Annotated in this window: 10 protein-coding genes and 2 pseudogenes; 4 read left to right on the top strand and 8 right to left on the bottom strand. The window is 67.6% G+C overall.

What is annotated here, in order from left to right; translation table 11 throughout:
- Nucleotides 1-34: 34 nt before the first annotated feature.
- Nucleotides 35-1,027, bottom strand: a complete 993-nt coding sequence (locus tag OG558_RS30535) for an RNA-guided endonuclease InsQ/TnpB family protein (protein WP_405066059.1) — start codon at nucleotides 1,025-1,027, stop codon at nucleotides 35-37.
- 104 nt (nucleotides 1,028-1,131) lie between these two features.
- On the opposite strand from OG558_RS30535, the gene OG558_RS30530 reads away from it, so the two are divergent.
- Nucleotides 1,132-2,355, top strand: a complete 1,224-nt coding sequence (locus OG558_RS30530) for an acyltransferase family protein (RefSeq protein ID WP_405066058.1) — start codon at nucleotides 1,132-1,134, stop codon at nucleotides 2,353-2,355.
- A 1,952-nt stretch (nucleotides 2,356-4,307) separates the two neighbouring features.
- Here the strand turns inward: OG558_RS30530 and OG558_RS30525 are convergent.
- Both OG558_RS30525 and OG558_RS30520 read right to left on the bottom strand, forming a co-directional pair.
- Nucleotides 4,308-6,317, bottom strand: a pseudogene (locus tag OG558_RS30525) (DUF3367 domain-containing protein); the annotation flags it as partial.
- On the bottom strand, nucleotides 6,314-7,060 hold the full coding sequence (locus tag OG558_RS30520; RefSeq protein WP_405072236.1) for a class I SAM-dependent methyltransferase: 747 nt from the start codon (nucleotides 7,058-7,060) through the stop codon (nucleotides 6,314-6,316). The gene OG558_RS30520 and the pseudogene OG558_RS30525, both read right to left, overlap by 4 nt.
- A 117-nt stretch (nucleotides 7,061-7,177) precedes the next feature.
- Between OG558_RS30520 and OG558_RS30515 the strand changes: the two genes are divergently transcribed.
- Complete coding sequence (locus OG558_RS30515; protein ID WP_405066057.1) at nucleotides 7,178-8,362, top strand: glycosyltransferase family 4 protein; 1,185 nt, start codon at nucleotides 7,178-7,180, stop codon at nucleotides 8,360-8,362.
- Here OG558_RS30515 and OG558_RS30510 read toward each other — a convergent pair.
- Both OG558_RS30510 and OG558_RS30505 read right to left on the bottom strand, forming a co-directional pair.
- Nucleotides 8,325-8,414: pseudogene (locus OG558_RS30510) on the bottom strand (DUF2613 domain-containing protein); the annotation flags it as partial. The gene OG558_RS30515 and the pseudogene OG558_RS30510 overlap by 38 nt on opposite strands.
- The gene (locus OG558_RS30505; protein ID WP_405066056.1) at nucleotides 8,402-10,099 is read right to left on the bottom strand and encodes a hypothetical protein; all 1,698 of its coding nucleotides are present in this window, start codon (nucleotides 10,097-10,099) and stop codon (nucleotides 8,402-8,404) included. The pseudogene OG558_RS30510 and the gene OG558_RS30505, both read right to left, overlap by 13 nt.
- Nucleotides 10,100-10,136: 37 nt before the next feature.
- On the opposite strand from OG558_RS30505, the gene OG558_RS30500 reads away from it, so the two are divergent.
- On the top strand, nucleotides 10,137-11,390 hold the full coding sequence (locus OG558_RS30500; protein WP_329476055.1) for a polysaccharide biosynthesis protein: 1,254 nt from the start codon (nucleotides 10,137-10,139) through the stop codon (nucleotides 11,388-11,390).
- A gap of 1 nt (nucleotide 11,391) precedes the next feature.
- Here the strand turns inward: OG558_RS30500 and OG558_RS30495 are convergent, their stop codons facing one another.
- From OG558_RS30495 to OG558_RS30485, 3 genes are all read right to left on the bottom strand, one after another.
- Nucleotides 11,392-12,381, bottom strand: a complete 990-nt coding sequence (locus OG558_RS30495; protein WP_405066055.1) for an ABC transporter permease — start codon at nucleotides 12,379-12,381, stop codon at nucleotides 11,392-11,394.
- Nucleotides 12,382-12,507: 126 nt separating this feature from the next.
- Nucleotides 12,508-13,446, bottom strand: coding sequence for a carbohydrate ABC transporter permease (locus OG558_RS30490; protein WP_405066054.1), 939 nt, complete (start codon nucleotides 13,444-13,446; stop codon nucleotides 12,508-12,510).
- A complete protein-coding gene (locus OG558_RS30485) occupies nucleotides 13,443-15,197 on the bottom strand; it encodes a hypothetical protein (RefSeq protein WP_405066053.1) in 1,755 nt (584 codons plus the stop codon). Before OG558_RS30485 ends, OG558_RS30490 begins: the two co-directional genes overlap by 4 nt.
- Before the next feature lie 243 nt (nucleotides 15,198-15,440).
- Here OG558_RS30485 and OG558_RS30480 point away from each other — a divergent pair, with 243 nt between their 5' ends.
- On the top strand, nucleotides 15,441-15,920 hold the full coding sequence (locus OG558_RS30480; protein WP_405066052.1) for an NUDIX hydrolase: 480 nt from the start codon (nucleotides 15,441-15,443) through the stop codon (nucleotides 15,918-15,920).
- The last annotated feature ends 257 nt before the right edge of the window (nucleotides 15,921-16,177 follow it).

The raw sequence follows: 16,177 nt of genomic DNA, 5'->3' as shown, positions 1-16,177 counted from the left end.
GTCCTCCCGCGCTGTAGGGCGGGGATTCCAACCACTATCCGGAGGTAGCGAGTTGAGGTTCACGCGTCGACGAGACCCTTTCGGGCGCCTCTCGGCGTGCGCTGACGGCCCGTCCGGCCGCGATGTTCACTGCGGCGTTCACGTCCGCGTTCGCCTGATACCCGCAGGCGACACACCGGAACACCGCTTGACTCTCGCGGTTCTCCGGTGCGCAATGCCCACAGACGCTACAGGTCTGCGACGTGTACGCAGGATTCACTTTCTCGACCCGTCCCTTGGCCTTGTGCTCCAGACGACGTACCAAGGCGCCCCAGCCGGCATACAGCTTCGCAATCGCAGCCTTCACCCGCTGACGACGACTGGAACCGCGATGGCACCGGGCGAGGCGGCGTTGCAGGTGCTTCAGTCGCACCTGCTCACGGTCCGACAGGCCCGGACACGACAGCAGCTCACCCGTCGACAGGGCCGCCGACACGGTGACGCCACGGTCGACGCCGACGATCTCGCCCGTGCCCGGCGAGCGGATTGGCTCCGGGATGACGGCGAATGCGAGGTGCCAGCGACCGGCCCGGTCACGGGTGATGCGGTACGACTTCGCGTCGGGGACGGCACGGGACAGCCGGAACCGGACCCAGCCGACCTTCGGCACGTTCACCGCGGCCCACTTGCGGCTCAGCTTCACAAACCGGGATGCTTGCGGGCCGACGATCCGGAATCCTTCGTGCAGCCCGACCTTGCGCCAGGTCGGCCGCCCGTGGGTCGCAGCGTAGTAGTTCTTGGCGGCTTGGTCGAAGTCTCGCAGCGCCTGCTGCTGGACCGTCTGCGACCCGGCCCGCGGCCAGACGAAGGCGGCTCGTGCCTCAGTGAGTTGGCGGGCCTGCTCGACGTACCCCGGCGTCGGGCCTTGGTCGCGAGTCCACATCGACCACTGCTCCAGCGCCAGATTCCACACGTACCGGGCATGCTTGCACTGCTCCAGCAACGCGGCTTGCTGCGCGGGAGTCGGGTACATCCGGAACCGGGACACGCCACCTACCCAATCAGCCGGGACCGACAGTCCCCGATCTCCGAAGGGAGGCAGTCGCGGTTCCACCCCACCCTCGAGGACGGGGTTTCGCTGCGACCAAGCCAATGACACGGACCAGATTCCCGGCGTTGGACGGGTTGCGGGCTGTCGGTGCGCTTGCCGTGCTGACCACCCATGTCGGGTTTCACACCGGGACCTCGCTGAACGGGCCGTTCGCCGGGATCCTTGCCCGGTTGGACATCGGGGTGGCGATCTTCTTCGCGATCTCCGGGTTCCTGCTCTACCGGCCGCACGCGGTGGCGTGGTTCGAGGGGACGCTGCCGCCGCTCACACTGCCCTACCTGCGCAACCGCGCACTGCGGATCCTGCCGGCGCTCTGGCTGGCGGTAGTGCTAGCCGTCGTCCTCGTACCGCACAAGGACGGCGTGACCTGGGCGACGTACCTCCAGCACGCCACACTGACGCAGGTCTACTTCGACGGGCCGGCCGCGGACGGACTCACGCAGCTGTGGAGTCTGGCGACCGAGGTGGCGTTCTACCTTCTCCTGCCAGGGCTGGCGAAACTGCTGACCGGGTACGAGCGTCCCACTCGACGCAGCGTGCGCTGGCGACTCGTCGTACTCGGTGTGCTGATCGTTCTCGGACCGGTCTGGATGGCCGCTGTGAACGCGACCGGTCACCCGCAGGCGGGCCTCTGGCTACCCGGGTACGTCGGCTGGTTCGCCGTCGGGATGGGGTTCGCCCTGTGGCAGGTGGCTCGCAGCAGCGGCCGGCTGGGGCCGTCCGCGCTCGACACGCTCACCAAGGTCCCAGGGACGGTCTGGGGTGTCGGTGCAGCGCTGCTGCTCATCGCTGCGAGCCCGGTCGCCGGTCCGTACAACCTGTCCGCGTCCACACCAGGCCAGGCATTCGTGAAGGCCATCCTCTACACGGGCATCGCAGCGTGCGTTCTCTTTCCGGCACTGACCCCGACCACCCGCATCGCCGGCGTCCTCGGCGGGAGAGTCGGTCACATCGCCGGAGACATCTCGTACGGCGTCTTCGCGTACCACCTGATTGTGCTGAGTCTGGTCGAGCGGATCAGCGGCTACAACCTGTTCAGCGGCAAGTTCGCCCTGCTCTTCTTCCCAACACTCGTCATCTCGGCCGCCGTCGCCGCAGCGAGCTACTACGGGATGGAGCGGCCCATCATGCGCCTTGGCAGGCGAGACAAGTCGTACGACGTCTCACCGGTGAACGTGGACAACAGGGCCAGCGCACATCCGAACAAGATCGACGACTGGACGACTGCCGAGGTCACTCCGGCATCTCCGTTCGGCCAGGGCTGAACGGCCGCCACCAGAGTCCCCAGCGTCACCACAGCCGCGACCACGACAAGCACCACCCGCTTCGGCAGGAACCACGAACAGACGGCAGCAACCGCAACGGCAGCCAGGCCGATCCACCCGGACATCACCGTGCCCGCGACCGCACCGAGGGCCAAAGCGACCCATGGCCCGACATTGCGGCCTTCGCGCAGGCGATGCCCCGAATGCCTTGACCGACGCCGGAAGAACACGGCCATGGCGATCACCGACAGCAGTGCGAGTAGTCCGACCAGCAGACCGCCGCGGTACGTGCGATCCGGCATGAAGCGAGCTGTCACCACCTGCTCGGGCCCGGCCGGCAGCACCCAGCCCTGCTGCCAGCCGCCGATGCGGATCGGCGTCAGCTTGTGACCAGTGCCGTCGTACGCCTCCCAGCCGTCGTTGTAGTTCTGGGCGACGGTCAGCACGGACTGCTCGTCCGCCGCCGGCACCTCGGCGGTCAGTTCGGCAGGGTTCGGCCGCCAGACGTCCACGTCCTGCACCGGCGTGACGGACACGTCGCTGAATCCTGCCTTGGTCAGCGTGGTCTCGATAGGCACGAAGCCTCCACCGGCCAGGACATCCACGGCATGGCGTCCTGCCTGCAGCGGAACCGCGGAGTCCTTTCCACATGTGCTGAACGCGACCGGGCGTCGCTGCAGCAGGTCCCGCACCGTCGCCTTGAGCTGTGTGTCCGCCGGTACGCCGTCAACGCGCACCCCCGGCCCATAGCCGCAGTACGCCCCGGTCTGGCTGTTCAGGTCGAGTGCCTTGCGCAGATCGTCGGCGCCGAGCACTCGCACCTCGGCGACGCCTACCGGCGCGGTCTGTGCCAACCCGGTAGCCGAGTCGAAGTCCACCATCGGTCTGGTCTCGGCGAAGTCCACTTCGACCGTCCGCGCCTTCCGCTCGGCGAACCGAACGTAGCCCTCGGAGTCCACTGTGCTCCGGGTCGGCGCACCACCGTCGAACCGCAGCAGCACCTCGGTCGGCTGAGAGGCCGTCAGGTACGGATCGGTCAGGAACTGCAGCCCACTCAGCTCCCTTGCCGCAGGCAACCTCAGGGTCAGGCTCGGAGCCGGGTCGCTCGGGTCCGCTACCCAGCCGGTCCCGAGATCGCGATCGACGGCAGCGCCCGGTCGCCCCTCTGGGGCCGTCACGGCTCGGGACGATGCAGACGCGGTGATGGCACCGGGCACCACGAGCATGCCTTCGAGAGTCGCGCCGTCCTTCGGCAGTGCGGTCCCGTGCAACTGGTACGACGCCGCCTGCGGCAGCTCGACACTGCGCAAGAGGCCGGTCGGCTCCTCGGAGTCCTTCGCCACGCTCTGCCGGCACAGTGGCCGGGTGTCCACGTGAAGGCAGGCAGACCGCCCGATCTGCTCGTTCCTGAACACCAGTGCGCTCGGCTGCCGGTCAGTGGCCGGCACGCTGAGCCGACTGACCGCCTGCATGCCCGGCAGGGTCACCTCCGCGATCGACACACCACGCGGGTTCTTGCCGTCGGTCACACCGACACTCAGCCGCAACCGCTTCGTCTGACCCGGTGGGGTTGGGATGCTCTGCGCATCGCCCGACCCCGAGACCACTGACGTCAGCGATCCGGCGTCCGTGTCCACCTGCAACGTCCGGACCGGCTCGGTCGTGGGTGGCGCCAGCGAGAACTGGACCTTCAGCCCGTCGACCGTGCGCGGCGAGTCGAAGGTCAGCTCCAGCCATTCCCCACTGCTCCGGCCGAACGTCCCCGAGATCCAGCGACTGGACGGATCGCCGTCTACTGCGGCGAACGGCCCATTGCCCGGCCCGGTCCGCAATGTGGCGTCCGCATCCGATGCCGACGAGGACGCCCGTACGTCGGCAATGCCGCCACCCCACGTCCTGGTCGTACTCGGAGTTGCGGTGCCGTCGTCGTACCCGAGGGTGCGGCGGTGTTGCCGGCTCCCCTCGGCCGCGGTGAGCACGGGCGAGTAGTTCTCGGCCGGACGGCCGACCGACACCTCACGACGTTGCATGCCGTCGGTCGGGATCAGCGGGAGTCCGTCGAGTCGCCCGGCGGCGTCGGAGCTGGTCACCGCGTCACGGTCACCGCCGAGTGCCGTCAACACCGCCGGTACGTCCTCAGCCGCGCCGCGGACTTCCACCAGTCGCGACTCCGGGACCAGCCGGCCCGCACTCGTGTCACCGACGTCGTAGATCTCCACGCTCGGGTACGGCAGCCGCATGTGGCCGTCGAGCGTCACGCCGGGCTGCTCGATGGTGCTGCCGGTGGGCGGGCCGAAGGACGCGACCCGCTTGATGCCCGACTCGGCCAGGCTCTCGTGCACGGCCAGGGTCGGCGTCACCTGCGCGTCGTACCTGAGGTCGTTGCGCACCACGACGTACCTGACGCCCGCACGCGCGAGGGCTTGCCGCAGTGTCTGGTCGCCGACGCCGGACCCCAGCCGGCGCTCCACCTCGTCGAGCCATCGCGTCGTCCCGGCAGACCCCAGTGGTACGGCGTCTCGCACAGCCATGGGTCGCTTCAGCAAGGCCTGGAACGGCTCGTCCTTCGTCGAGCCCCAGGTGAAGTCCGCGAAGGATGCGGCCGGCACCACGAGGACGCTGCCCGGCGCGGACTGGTTGTCGAGCCAGGACGCGGCTTCCCGCCAGTGCGCCGGGATAGCGTCGTACCCCTCGCTCCTGGGCAGCTGACCGAAGATGGCCGGCGTTGCGACCGACACGACCAGACAGGCCACCAGCACCGGTACGACGCGACGGTGGATGCGATGCGATACCGCCCACTCGGCGAGGCGGCTCAGGGAATGCGCTGCGGCGAGGGTGAGTGGCAATCGGACGACCAGCTCGAACTTGTGCGTGTTGCGAAGCGCTGCGAGCGGTCCGTCGAGCAGCTCCTGCAACTGCGGCGCCCAGGGTGAGCCGGCCGCACCGGCGTGGCCGAGCGTCACCAGCAGGAGTCCTGCCACGAGGGAGAGCTGCAGGAACCCGCGGTTCTTCAGCGAGCCCATCGCGAGGCCCGCAAGGCCTAGCAGGGCGATGGCTGCGGTGGTGAGGATCAGCATCGGCTGCGTGACGTACAGCCAGCCGGCCGGCCAGCTCGGTCCACCACCGCCGGACAGGAAGTTGAGCCACTGCGACGTACCGCGGAAAGACTCGAACACACTCGCCATGCCGGTCGTCACCCGGGCGTTCTCGATCCAGTCGAGGAACGGCGGGCTGTACCGGCCGAGCAGCATCAGCGGCACGAGCCACCAGATCGACACCGCCACCACACAGCCGAGCCAGCCGACCGCCACCTTCAGCGTCGACCGGTCCAGCCGCCGCGTCATCAGCCAGATCGCCGGCAGTACGAGCGTGGCACCGGTCGCGACGGCGTTGACTCCCCCGACCAGTGCGAACGCCACGGCCGACCAGCCGACCCGCCACCAGCCCGAGCGGGCGCGCGGGGTGACGAGTGGCAGCAACACCCACGGAGCCATCGCGATCGGCCACACCTCGATCGAGGTGATCGACAGCTCGCCGAGCATGCGAGGGCTCAGTGCGTAGAGCAGCGCCACGGTAAAGCGCGTCCACGGCACGCCGTACTGCAGGGCGTTGCACAGCTTCCAGACACCGAGGAACGCGACGCACAGGACCAAGGACCACCACAGGCGTTGGGTGATCCAGTCCGGCACCGACAGCGAGTCGAGGAGCCAGTGGAACGGGCCTATCGGCAGCAGGTAGCCGTAGGCCTGGTTCTGCAGCTGACCGAAGGCACCCTGTGGATCCCACAGGTGCAGTGCCCGAACGAGGAAGCCGCCGGGTCCGGCGGTCAGGTCGAGCTTGGTGTCGGGCACGATCTTGCCGGGTGCCTGATGGAAGCACAGGGCGATCAGGACCAGACAGCCCAGCACGAGCCTCGCTCGCCAGACCGCCTGCTCCGAACTGCCCGCCTTGAGTCTCCTCATCGGCGCCGGAGGACCAGGACGAGATTCCAGGTCACGACCTCCCGCACACCGGGCACCGCGAGTACGCCGTACGCCCAGCGGGGGTGATATCTCGGCACCGCCGCAACGAGGTCCGCTGCCTGGCAGGAGCGAGCCCACCGCAGTCCCGCGGCCACTGTGATCGGGAACAGCGACGCACCGAACCGGTTCTTCGGCGGATGCCCCTGTCGGCGCTCGTAGCGACTGGCAGCGCGGTGTCCGCCGAGGTAATGCCACGGCGCGGTCTCGTGGCCGCCGTGCGGTCCCCACCAGCCGGTGTAGGACAGGAAGACCGTCCCACCGGGCCGAGTGACTCGGACCAACTCGTCAGCCATCAGCCATGGGTCGGGCACGTGCTCGAGCACGTTGGACGAGAAGCAGATGTCGACTGCGGCGTCAGCAACCGGCAGTGCCATACCGCTGCCGAGCACAGTGCCCGGTGTGGGCTCGCCGCGCCCGCTCAGCTCGCCGAGGTCGGAGTCGATCGCGTAGTACGTCGCTCCAGCCCGGCGGAACGCGTCGGCGAAGTACCCGGGCCCGCCACCGACGTCGAGCAGCAGTGCGCCGGGCAGCTCGGCGTACTGCCGGACCTGCCCGACCGAATCTGCAGCAAGTGTTTCGTAGAAGCGATCCGGGTCCGACTGCTCGACTCCGAACGCCCGGAACAGCCGGACCGCACGGCCGAGATCGGCCGTCCACTCCGGGCTTTCCGTCGCGTTCGTCATCAGTTGCACAGGCGGGACATTAACGGATCTCGCGAGGTCTGGCGGACATCGTTACTCCTTGGTAACGTCCCCGCCCATTACCTCGGGGGAGGTGACCGGAGGGGTGGGGCTGACCAGGTGCGTGCGCAGAGCGTGCTGTTGCTGAATTGGCGGGACACGACGAACCCGGAAGGTGGAGGTTCGGAGCGCTATGTGGAGGAGGTGGCGAGAGGCCTTGCAGCACTGGGCTGGTCGGTGACCGTGCTGTGCGCGGCGTACCCGGGGAGCCCCCGCGAAGCCCGTCGCCACGACGTCCGGTACGTGTATCGAGGCTCCAAGGTCACGGTGTACCTACGCGGTCTCGTGCACACCTTGCTGCACCAACCGGACCGCGTTGTCGACGTGCAGAACGGACTCCCATTCTTTACCCGTCTCGTACGTCGCAGTGTCGTCGTACTCGTCCATCACGTGCACCAGGAGCAGTGGCAGGTCGTGTACCCGGGCTGGCGCGGCCGGCTCGGCTGGTGGCTCGAATCGCGGGTAGCACCACGGTTGTACGACGACTGCCCTTACGTGACCGTGTCGTCGGCCTCCCGCGACGAGCTCACCGGACTCGGCGTCAGCGACATCACGGTGATCCACAACGGCACCGATCCGGCGCCGCCACGCCAGCGCCCGCAATCGACAGTGCCAACGGTCGTTTGCGTCGGACGGATCGTTCCGCACAAGCAACTCGAGCACGCGGTCGACGCGATCGCCGAAGCACGCAAGGTCCTTCCCGATGCACGGCTGATCGTTGTCGGCTCAGGTTGGTGGGAGGACTCGCTCCGTGCGTACGTCGACGAGCGTGGTCTGCGGGACGCGGTCGAGTTCCGCGGCCATGTGAGTGAGGACGACAAGCACGCGGCGTACGACGAGGCCTGGGTGCTCGCACTGCCAAGCCTCAAAGAGGGTTGGGGTCTGGTCGTCGGTGAGGCCGCGGGTCACGGCGTACCGACGGTGGCCTACCGCAGTGCGGGCGGCCCGACAGAGTCCGTCCACGACGAAACGTCGGGTGTGCTGGTGGACAGCCCGCAGCACTTCGCCGGCGCGATCACCGCGCTGCTGCAGGACGACGCACTGCGGCAGCGGTTGTCGGAAGGGGCGTCGGCCAGTGCGGGCAAGTTCACTTGGTGTGCGGCCGCACTGGCCTTCGACCGACTGCTGACGCCTACTTCACCCCGTAGCCGACGATCGGGTCGTCCGCCTGCCCCTGCGTCTGGCCGGGCGGCGGCGCCGGGTCGTCCTTCACCGACTGAACCACCCCGACAACCGTCGTGGTAGCGACTGCCAGTCCGGCGAGTACGGCGATGGCCGCACCGATCAGTGATCCCATGGAACGTGTCCCCTCCCGGTCAAGTGAACCGAAGAGTAACAACGCCTCGCCAGAGAAACCAGAGCGGCGATCAAGGTCGCCGCGGCAGCCGCCCAGGCAGCCAGTACGACGACGATCCGCCAGGGCGCGTGGTGTTGCGGCACGGGCGTTCCCGCGAGCCGGTAGACGGTCACGGTCGGACCGGAGAACTCCTCCTTGAGCCCGTGCAACAGCGTTGTCGGGATCGGACCGCCCGCCTCGCGATCGACCACGATCCAGCCCACACCGTGCTGCAGCAGAACGTCAGTCGGATCCGACCCGTCCCGCACGCCGGCCCGGATCGCGGTTGCCACGTCGGCCGCCTGTGCATCCTCGCCGGCCAGGCGGTGCCCGCCGACGATCAGTTCGTCGGGCGCGATCGAAGGCTGCGCGAAGTAGCGGGGCATCGGGTCGAGCACCGGACGGCGGCTGTTCCACACCGGTGCCCGATAGGACTCGTAGGGCCAAGGAATGAAGCGGCCGGCGACCGCGTGCTGTGCCTGCTGCCAGTCCGACGGATACTCCGAGACCCTCAGGCCGGCTCCCCCGGCCAACGCAGGCAGAGCAGCGATCGGCAGCAGCACCGCAGTGACTCCCACGACACGCTGCATGCGGACGTGGCGGAGTACAGCTGTCACCGCAACACCGAAGCCGACGGACTCGAGCAGGATCAGTGGTGGCAGATAGCGCTGCCCGTCGCGGAACAGGCCGGCTCCTGGCACGTGCGCAACGACCTGGGCGAACGCACCCGGTGCGACCACGCCGGCCAGCCCGATGAGCAGAGCGACCACGGCTGCCGTCACCAGTGCGCCGACTACGCGTTCTTGTCGCCACCACAGCACTACGCCGGCCACCGACAGGACCAGCATCGCGACTGCAAAGATGGTCGGCAGTAGGTCGCCTCGATTGCCGGGGACAACGTTTGCGTTCCACACGCCACCGAGCGTGAGGAGTGTGGGCAGCACTCCCCCATAGCCCTCGTCACGTGCCGCGAATGCAGTCACCGAGGCTGGGTCGCTGGTTGCACCTCCGCCATGGACGAGACCCGCCACCAGCCACGGTGCATTGACGAGCAGTGCTGCGCCCAGCGGCCAGATCTTCGGAGCCCGTGGCGGCCAAAGCAGGATCAGCCCCGCCATCAGCAGTCCGGTGACTCCACCCGATGCCGTCAGCGCACACCCGGCCGACGCCAGCACGAATCCGGGCCACCCGTGTCCCCGGCGTAGTCGTAGCGCCGACCGCACCAGCCACGGCAGGGCGGCGTACCCGAGGAGGAGGGCCCACGCACCGAGCCGCAGCCGCTCGGCGACGAACGGGTTCCACAGGTAGAGCGTGGCGGCCGCAGCGCCCGGCAGCGCGCCACCCAGCCGGACCTCTCGCCACAGAGCGGCCATGCCGAGGCCGGAGAGTAATGGGATGGCCACGAGGACGAGCTTGTTGACCAGTACGCCGCCGACCACGTCGAGCAGGGCCACGACGACATCCGACGGGACCGCGCGCGGCATGGCCGTTGTGACACCGAAGAGGTCAAGCCGTACCGTGAGGTCCGGCACGAACACCATGTCGTAGCCGACCACGAAGCCTGGAGCGAGTAGCGGAGCAGTGATCAGCAGGGTGAGCAGGACAGGCCACAACCACGGCAGGACGCGCTTGGCACGTTCTGACATGACCACCTCCCCACCCAATGCCCTGAGGCAGTAGAGCATGAGTTCAGACACCACTCCGGAGCAAGAGCCCAGACGGTTGGCATTCCTGCGCAGTGCCACGGTCGTTGCCGTCGGCATGGCCATCATGAACGTAGCCGCCTACGGTTTCACGCTGATCGGGACGCACACGCTGGTGCCCGAGCAGTTCGGCGCCATGACCGCGCTGCTCGGCCTGCTGCTGATCGGCAACGTCGCCTCACTCGGTCTGCAGGCTACCGGTGCCCGCCGCCTCGCCACTCACAGCGGGGACAGCGCCGCGGGCTTGGCCGACACCATGCTCAAGGCGGGTCGCCGTGCGGCTGTCGGACTCACCGCGGTGTGTCTGGTGGCGACGCCCCTGTTCATGTGGATGTTGCACATCGACTCCGTGGTCGCGGTCCTGCTGCTCGCTCCCACACTCGGCTTCCTGACGCTGATGGGCTCACAGCTCGGTGTCCTCCAAGGCAGCCAGCGCTGGACCGAGTTGGCGGCCGTCTACACCGCTGTCGGCGTCGGCCGCCTCGTGCTCGGTGGTGGTGCGCTGCTCGTACACCCATCCCTCGACTCGGCGATGATCGGTCTCGCTCTCGGCGCCGCCGTACCTCCGCTGCTGGGCGGCTTCCTGCTCCGGGGATCGGCCGGCGCCACCGCCGCGGAGATGAAGGCGGTACTGCGGGAGACGATGCACGGCACGCACACCCTGCTGGCGTTCTTCGCGATCGCCAACGCGGACGTGCTGTTCGCGCGTGCGTTGCTCGACGGCAGGGACAGCGGGTACTACGCGGCCGGGCTGATCGTGTCGAAGGCCTGTCTGTTCCTGCCGCAGTTCGTCATCGTTATCGTGTTCCCGTCACTCGCCAGCTCCCCCGGCGACACCCGGCGGCTACGCCAGGCGATCGCCGCCGTTGCCGGGCTCGGCGTCTGCGCCGTCATCGGCACCCTCGTGCTACCCGACCTGATCGTCGCGATCATCGGCGGCGAGGAGAAGTACGCGCCACTCGGTCCGTACACCTGGCTGTTCGCGGTCTCCGGCTCGGCATACGCCGTACTGCAACTGGTCGTGTACGCGGCGATCGCGCAGCAGGAGAAGCGTGCCGCCGTGGTGATCTGGGTCGGCCTCGCCGTACTCGCGGTCGCGGCCGGGATCGTGCTCGGCACCGGCATCGCCACCGGGCTCAACGGCGTGAAGGTGCTGGTCGCGATGACCAGCACCTGCGCGCTGCTGCTGTCGGCCGTCCTGGCGACAGGACTCCATCGCCAGGCCAGCACCTGACTCACCAGAGGCTGGACTTGGCGAAGCGGCGGGCGAAGGTGTTCGCCAGCACCAGCAGCACCAGTCCGATGACGGAGCGGAACAACCCGATTGCCGTCGCATAGCTGAACTGCGGCACCGCCGAGGCCAGACCGATCTTGTAGACGTAGGTGTCGATCACTTCCGCGGTGTCGAGGTTGAGGTTGTTCTGCATCAGCAGCACCTTCTCGAACCCGACCGACAGGATCGAGCCGATGTTCAGGATCAGCAGGATCACCGCCACCGGCACGATCGCCGGCAGGTCGATGTGCCACATCCGCCGCACCCGGGATGCCCCGTCGACAATCGCCGCCTCGTGCAGTTCCGGCGGCACGCTGGTCAGCGCGGCCAGATAGATGATCGCGGCGAACCCCATCGTCTGCCACGCCCCCGACCACACATAGATGTGCCGGAACATCCCGGAGTCGCCCATGATGTCGACCGGCCCGAAGCCGAACAGCCCGAGGAACTTGTTCGCCACCCCGGTGTTCGGGTTCGTCAGTACGACGACCAGCCCGACCACGACCACCGTGGAGATGAAGTGCGGCGCGTAGGTGATGAGCTGCGCCGACCGGCTGAACCACTTCTTCCGGATCGTGTTCAGGCAGAGCGCGAGGATGATCGGCAGCGGGAACGTGGCCACCAGTTCGTAGACGTGCAGGTACACGGTGTTCTTGATCAGCCGCCAGAACTGGTACGACTCCACGAACCGGTGGAAGTGCTTCGTCCCGACCCACGGGCTGCCCCAGATCCCGGACACCACGTTGTAGTCCTTGAACGCGATGATCACGCCGTACATCGGCCAGTAGGCGAAGACCGCCAGCCAGATCAGCGGCAGCGCCAGCATCGCGTACAGCTGCCAGTTCCGGCGCATCCGCAACCCCAGCCCGACCGCGGACCTCGCCGTACGCGTGCGCTTGTGAGCCGCCGTCCGGACCGCGGAACGTGCTTCGGTTGACGTCGAGGTGGTCATGGGGCCTCCCGGCCTGGACTGAGGAGTGCAGGGAGCGAAGCGACTGGAACGACGAGGGAAGGCCGGGAGCCAAGGCCCCATGACCACGCCGGCGCCGAAGGCCCGGCCAAAAGCACAGTCATGCGCTCAACCCTTCAGAGAGCCGATCATGGCTCCCTTGACGAAGTGCTTCTGGACGAAGGGGTAGACCAGCAGCGGCGGGATCATCCCGATCACGATCAGCGAGTACTTCAGCTGCTGCTGCAGCTCCTTCAGCTGGATCAGCTTGCTGGTGTCGGGCATCTGGGACGGGTCGATCTTCGACTGGATCAGGATCTGCCGCAGGATCACCTGCAACGGGAACAGGTGCTCGTTGGTCAGATAGATCAGCGCGTTGAAGAACGAGTTCCACTGCCCGACCGCGTAGAAGAGCAGGTTCACCGCGATGATCGGCTTGCTCAGCGGCAGCACGATCCGCCAGAAGAACCCGAAGTCGCTGCAGCCGTCCACCTTCCCGGCCTCGACCAGCTCCTCCGGGATCGTCACCATGAAGTAGGTCCGGGTGATGATCACGTTCCAGACCGCCAGCGCGGCCGGCAGGATGATCGCCCACCGGGTGTTCAGCAGGCCGAGCTTGTCCACCACCAGGTACGTCGGGATCAGCCCGCCGCTGAACATCATCGTGAACACGAACGCCGCCATGATCAGGCCCTTGCCCGGCAGCCCTTTCCGCGACAGCGGGTACGCCGCCAGCAGCGTGAGAACCGTGGCAACCACAGCCCCGACGACCGCGTAGTACACGGAGTTGCCGAAGCCACTGACGATCGAGTCGTAGTCGAAGATCGCCTTGTACGCGTCCAGGGTGAACCCGACCGGCCACAGCCAGACCTCACCGGAGGCCACCTTCTTGGTGTTGCTGACCGAGGCGCTGAGCACATAGATCAACGGGTAGAGGACGGCGAGGCAGAACAGTCCGAGCGCGGTGTAGATGCAGGCCGACGCGATCTTGTCGCCACGGGTGTCCTGGATCGACGCCCCCACCGCGAGCCGCCGCTCGTCCGGCGGCAGCGTGCCGGCCGCGCTCATGCGTTGTAGGTCTCGTAGGCGGCCTGCTGGAGGTCCAGGTACGGCTTGACGCCGATCTTGCCGACCCGGTCCTTGAAGTCGTTCCAGGCGCCGTCGTCGTTCGGGTCGAGCTGCCCGGTGACGAATCGCGCGAACGATTGGTTGACCTCGGTCTCCAGGTTCGTCGTCAGCTCCGACTCCTGCGCGGCCTGGTCCTGGTCCAGGGTGACCGGCGGGAACTGCATCTCCTGCGGCTGCTTGTACGGGAAGTAGTTGTCGACGGTCTGCTGGTAGAGCGGCTTCTCGAAGGTCAGGTCGGCGGGGTTCACCCGCTCGGCGAGCCGGAAGTCCTGGGACCGGTACATCGTGTTGTCCTGGCTCCAGCTGATGTTCTTCTCGGTGTTCCAGGTCGCCGAGAACCCGTACACGGCCTGCTTGCCGTTGATCCCGAGGTCGCCCTTCTTGGCCCACTCGAACTTCGGGCCGCCGTACCCGCGCAGGATCGCCTCCAGCTCCATCTGCGCGTCGGCCCACTGGACCAGCAACTCCGGCTTGGCGCACTTCTTGGTGATCACGAGCTTGGCCACCTCGACACCCACGCCGAGATAGTTCCAGGCGGCGTACCGGACCTTGTTCGGTCCCTCCAGCGGCGGGATGGCCAGGTACTTGCGCCAGCGTGCGTTCGGGTCCTTCTGGTCGATGTCGAGGAAGCCGCCCCAGTAGTAGGACCGGGCGCCGCCGATGATCGGCTTGCCCGGCGCCTTGCCGTACCGGTCCATCTGGTCCTGGTCGGCGGTGAACACGTCCTTGTTGATCAGGCCCTCGGCGTACAGGCCGTGGATGTACTTCAGGCCGTCGCGCCACTCGTCCTTGTCGAAGGTGACGTCGACCTTGCCGTCGTTGACGACCAGCCACGGGTCGCCGGGGTTGTAGAGGAAGGAGTTCATGAAGAACGTGTCGAGCGGCGCGTCCTTGTAGCCGGCGAACGGGATGGTCCGGCCGTTGCCGCCGAGGTCGGCCTTCTTGAAGGCGCGCAGCACCTCGCGGAACTCGTCGGTGGTCTTCGGGACGTCCAGGCCGACCTGCTTGATCCAGTCGGTGTTGAGGAACGTCCGGCTGTTGCTGGCCCGGCAGTGGTAGCAGTCGTTGATGTTCGGGAACGAGTAGATCTTCTTGTCCGGCGCCTGCACCAGCTTGCGGGTGTCCGGGTAGTCCTTCATCGCCTGCTGCAGGTTCAGCGCGTACCCGTCGATGTACTGGCCGACGTCGGTGAACAGTCCCTGCTGGCCGTACAGGTACAGCTGGGAGCGGGTGAAGTGCACACCCATGAACGCGTCCGGGATGTCGCCGGCCGCGATCATCGCGTTCACCTTGGTCATGATGTCGTCGTCGGTCCCGCCGACCTGGTTCCACTCGATGTGGATGTTGGTCTTCTGCTCCAGCCACTTGGTGAAGGCGTTGGTCTTCCAGTCGCCGATCGTCACGTCCTGCGGTACGACGATCTTGAAGGTGACCTTCTCGCTGGTGATCGGCTTCAGCTCCCGGGCGACCGGTCCGACGTAGCCCTCCGGGTACTGCACCGTGGTCAGCTTCGGGCCGAGGGTGACGCTGGGCGCGGCCTGGCCGGCGCCGGCAGCAGCACCGCCGGCACTGCTCGAACTACTGCAGGCACTGAGCAGACCGCCGCCGGCTGTCGCGGCGGTCAGTCCGAGTGCCCCCGCGATGAGTGATCGACGGCTGAGTCCGGTGCTCCGGGCATCGAAGTTCGGCATGGGTTCCTCCTAGGCGGCGGGGTCGGAACGACACGAAATATCCGAGAGCAATATCCGATAGGATCTCGGATCTTGCCGGGAGGATGACATAGAAAAGGACGGTGCGGAAGACCTCGACGGCGACCGATCGGAATCAGTCGCTCACTGTCCGCATCTTGCGTGCAACCGCTTTCCGTTTGCTGTCCATCGGACATCTTTCTTGCGGAAAGTAAGTCCGGGCAGCGGCTCGATAGGGTGCTGCGCATGACGACCCCGAAGTTCATCCTCGAACTGCGCGAGAAGATCGGGCATGACCTGCTCTGGCTCACCGGCATCACGGGTGTGGTCCTGAACGACCGCGCGGAGATCCTGCTCGTCCGGCGCGCCGACAACGGGCGCTGGAGCCTGGTCGCCGGCATCCTCGAACCGGGCGAGCAGCCGGCCCACGGCCTGGCCCGCGAGATCCACGAGGAGACCGCGGTCGACGTCGCCGTCGAGCGCCTGGTCAGCGTCACGGCACTGCCGCCGGCCAGCTACCCCAACGGCGACCAGGTCCAGTACCTCGAGCTCTGCTTCCGCTGCCGCCCGCTACGCGGCGAGCCCCGCGTCAACGACGACGAGTCCCTCGAGGTCCGCTGGTGGCCGTTGGCCGACCTGCCCCCGCTCACCTCCCGCGAGCACGAGTTGATCGCCAACGCCCTCTCCCCCAACCCGCTGCCGCTACTACCGGGAGTCGGGGGCTGAGACACCTCCCGGCTGCCTGAGACACGAAACAACGGCTGTCCTGCCGTTACTGTGGGTCCCCCCGGGGACCAGCCCATCCCAGCGGATACCACTACGCCAGCCCGGTCGCTGGCCGCCGCCACTCCACCCGCCCGGCTGCCCGACAGCCCCGCCTCGCTACCCCGCCCGACAGCCCCGCCTCGCTACCCCGCGCGGCTGGCTTGGTCGGTCACTTTGTGCACCAGATCCGTACGGCGCCGGCCCTCCGGGTACGGATC

The organism is Kribbella sp. NBC_01510, assembly GCF_045040325.1.
In the GTDB taxonomy this organism is placed as follows: Bacteria; Actinomycetota; Actinomycetes; order Propionibacteriales; family Kribbellaceae; genus Kribbella.
Note: the sequence above shows the minus strand (reverse complement) of the source record. Positions and strands in the feature narration are given on the sequence as shown.

What these genes read in the sequence shown, in the direction of transcription:
- OG558_RS30485 (WP_405066053.1), bottom strand. Translation starts at nt 15,197, where the DNA reads ATGCCGAACTTCGATGCCCGGAGCACCGGACTCAGCCGTCGATCACTC.
- OG558_RS30490 (WP_405066054.1), bottom strand. Translation starts at nt 13,446, where the DNA reads ATGAGCGCGGCCGGCACGCTGCCGCCGGACGAGCGGCGGCTCGCGGTG.
- OG558_RS30505 (WP_405066056.1), bottom strand. Translation starts at nt 10,099, where the DNA reads ATGTCAGAACGTGCCAAGCGCGTCCTGCCGTGGTTGTGGCCTGTCCTG.
- OG558_RS30495 (WP_405066055.1), bottom strand. Translation starts at nt 12,381, where the DNA reads ATGACCACCTCGACGTCAACCGAAGCACGTTCCGCGGTCCGGACGGCG.
- OG558_RS30480 (WP_405066052.1), top strand. Translation starts at nt 15,441, where the DNA reads ATGACGACCCCGAAGTTCATCCTCGAACTGCGCGAGAAGATCGGGCAT.
- OG558_RS30530 (WP_405066058.1), top strand. Translation starts at nt 1,132, where the DNA reads ATGACACGGACCAGATTCCCGGCGTTGGACGGGTTGCGGGCTGTCGGT.
- OG558_RS30500 (WP_329476055.1), top strand. Translation starts at nt 10,137, where the DNA reads ATGAGTTCAGACACCACTCCGGAGCAAGAGCCCAGACGGTTGGCATTC.
- OG558_RS30520 (WP_405072236.1), bottom strand. Translation starts at nt 7,060, where the DNA reads ATGACGAACGCGACGGAAAGCCCGGAGTGGACGGCCGATCTCGGCCGT.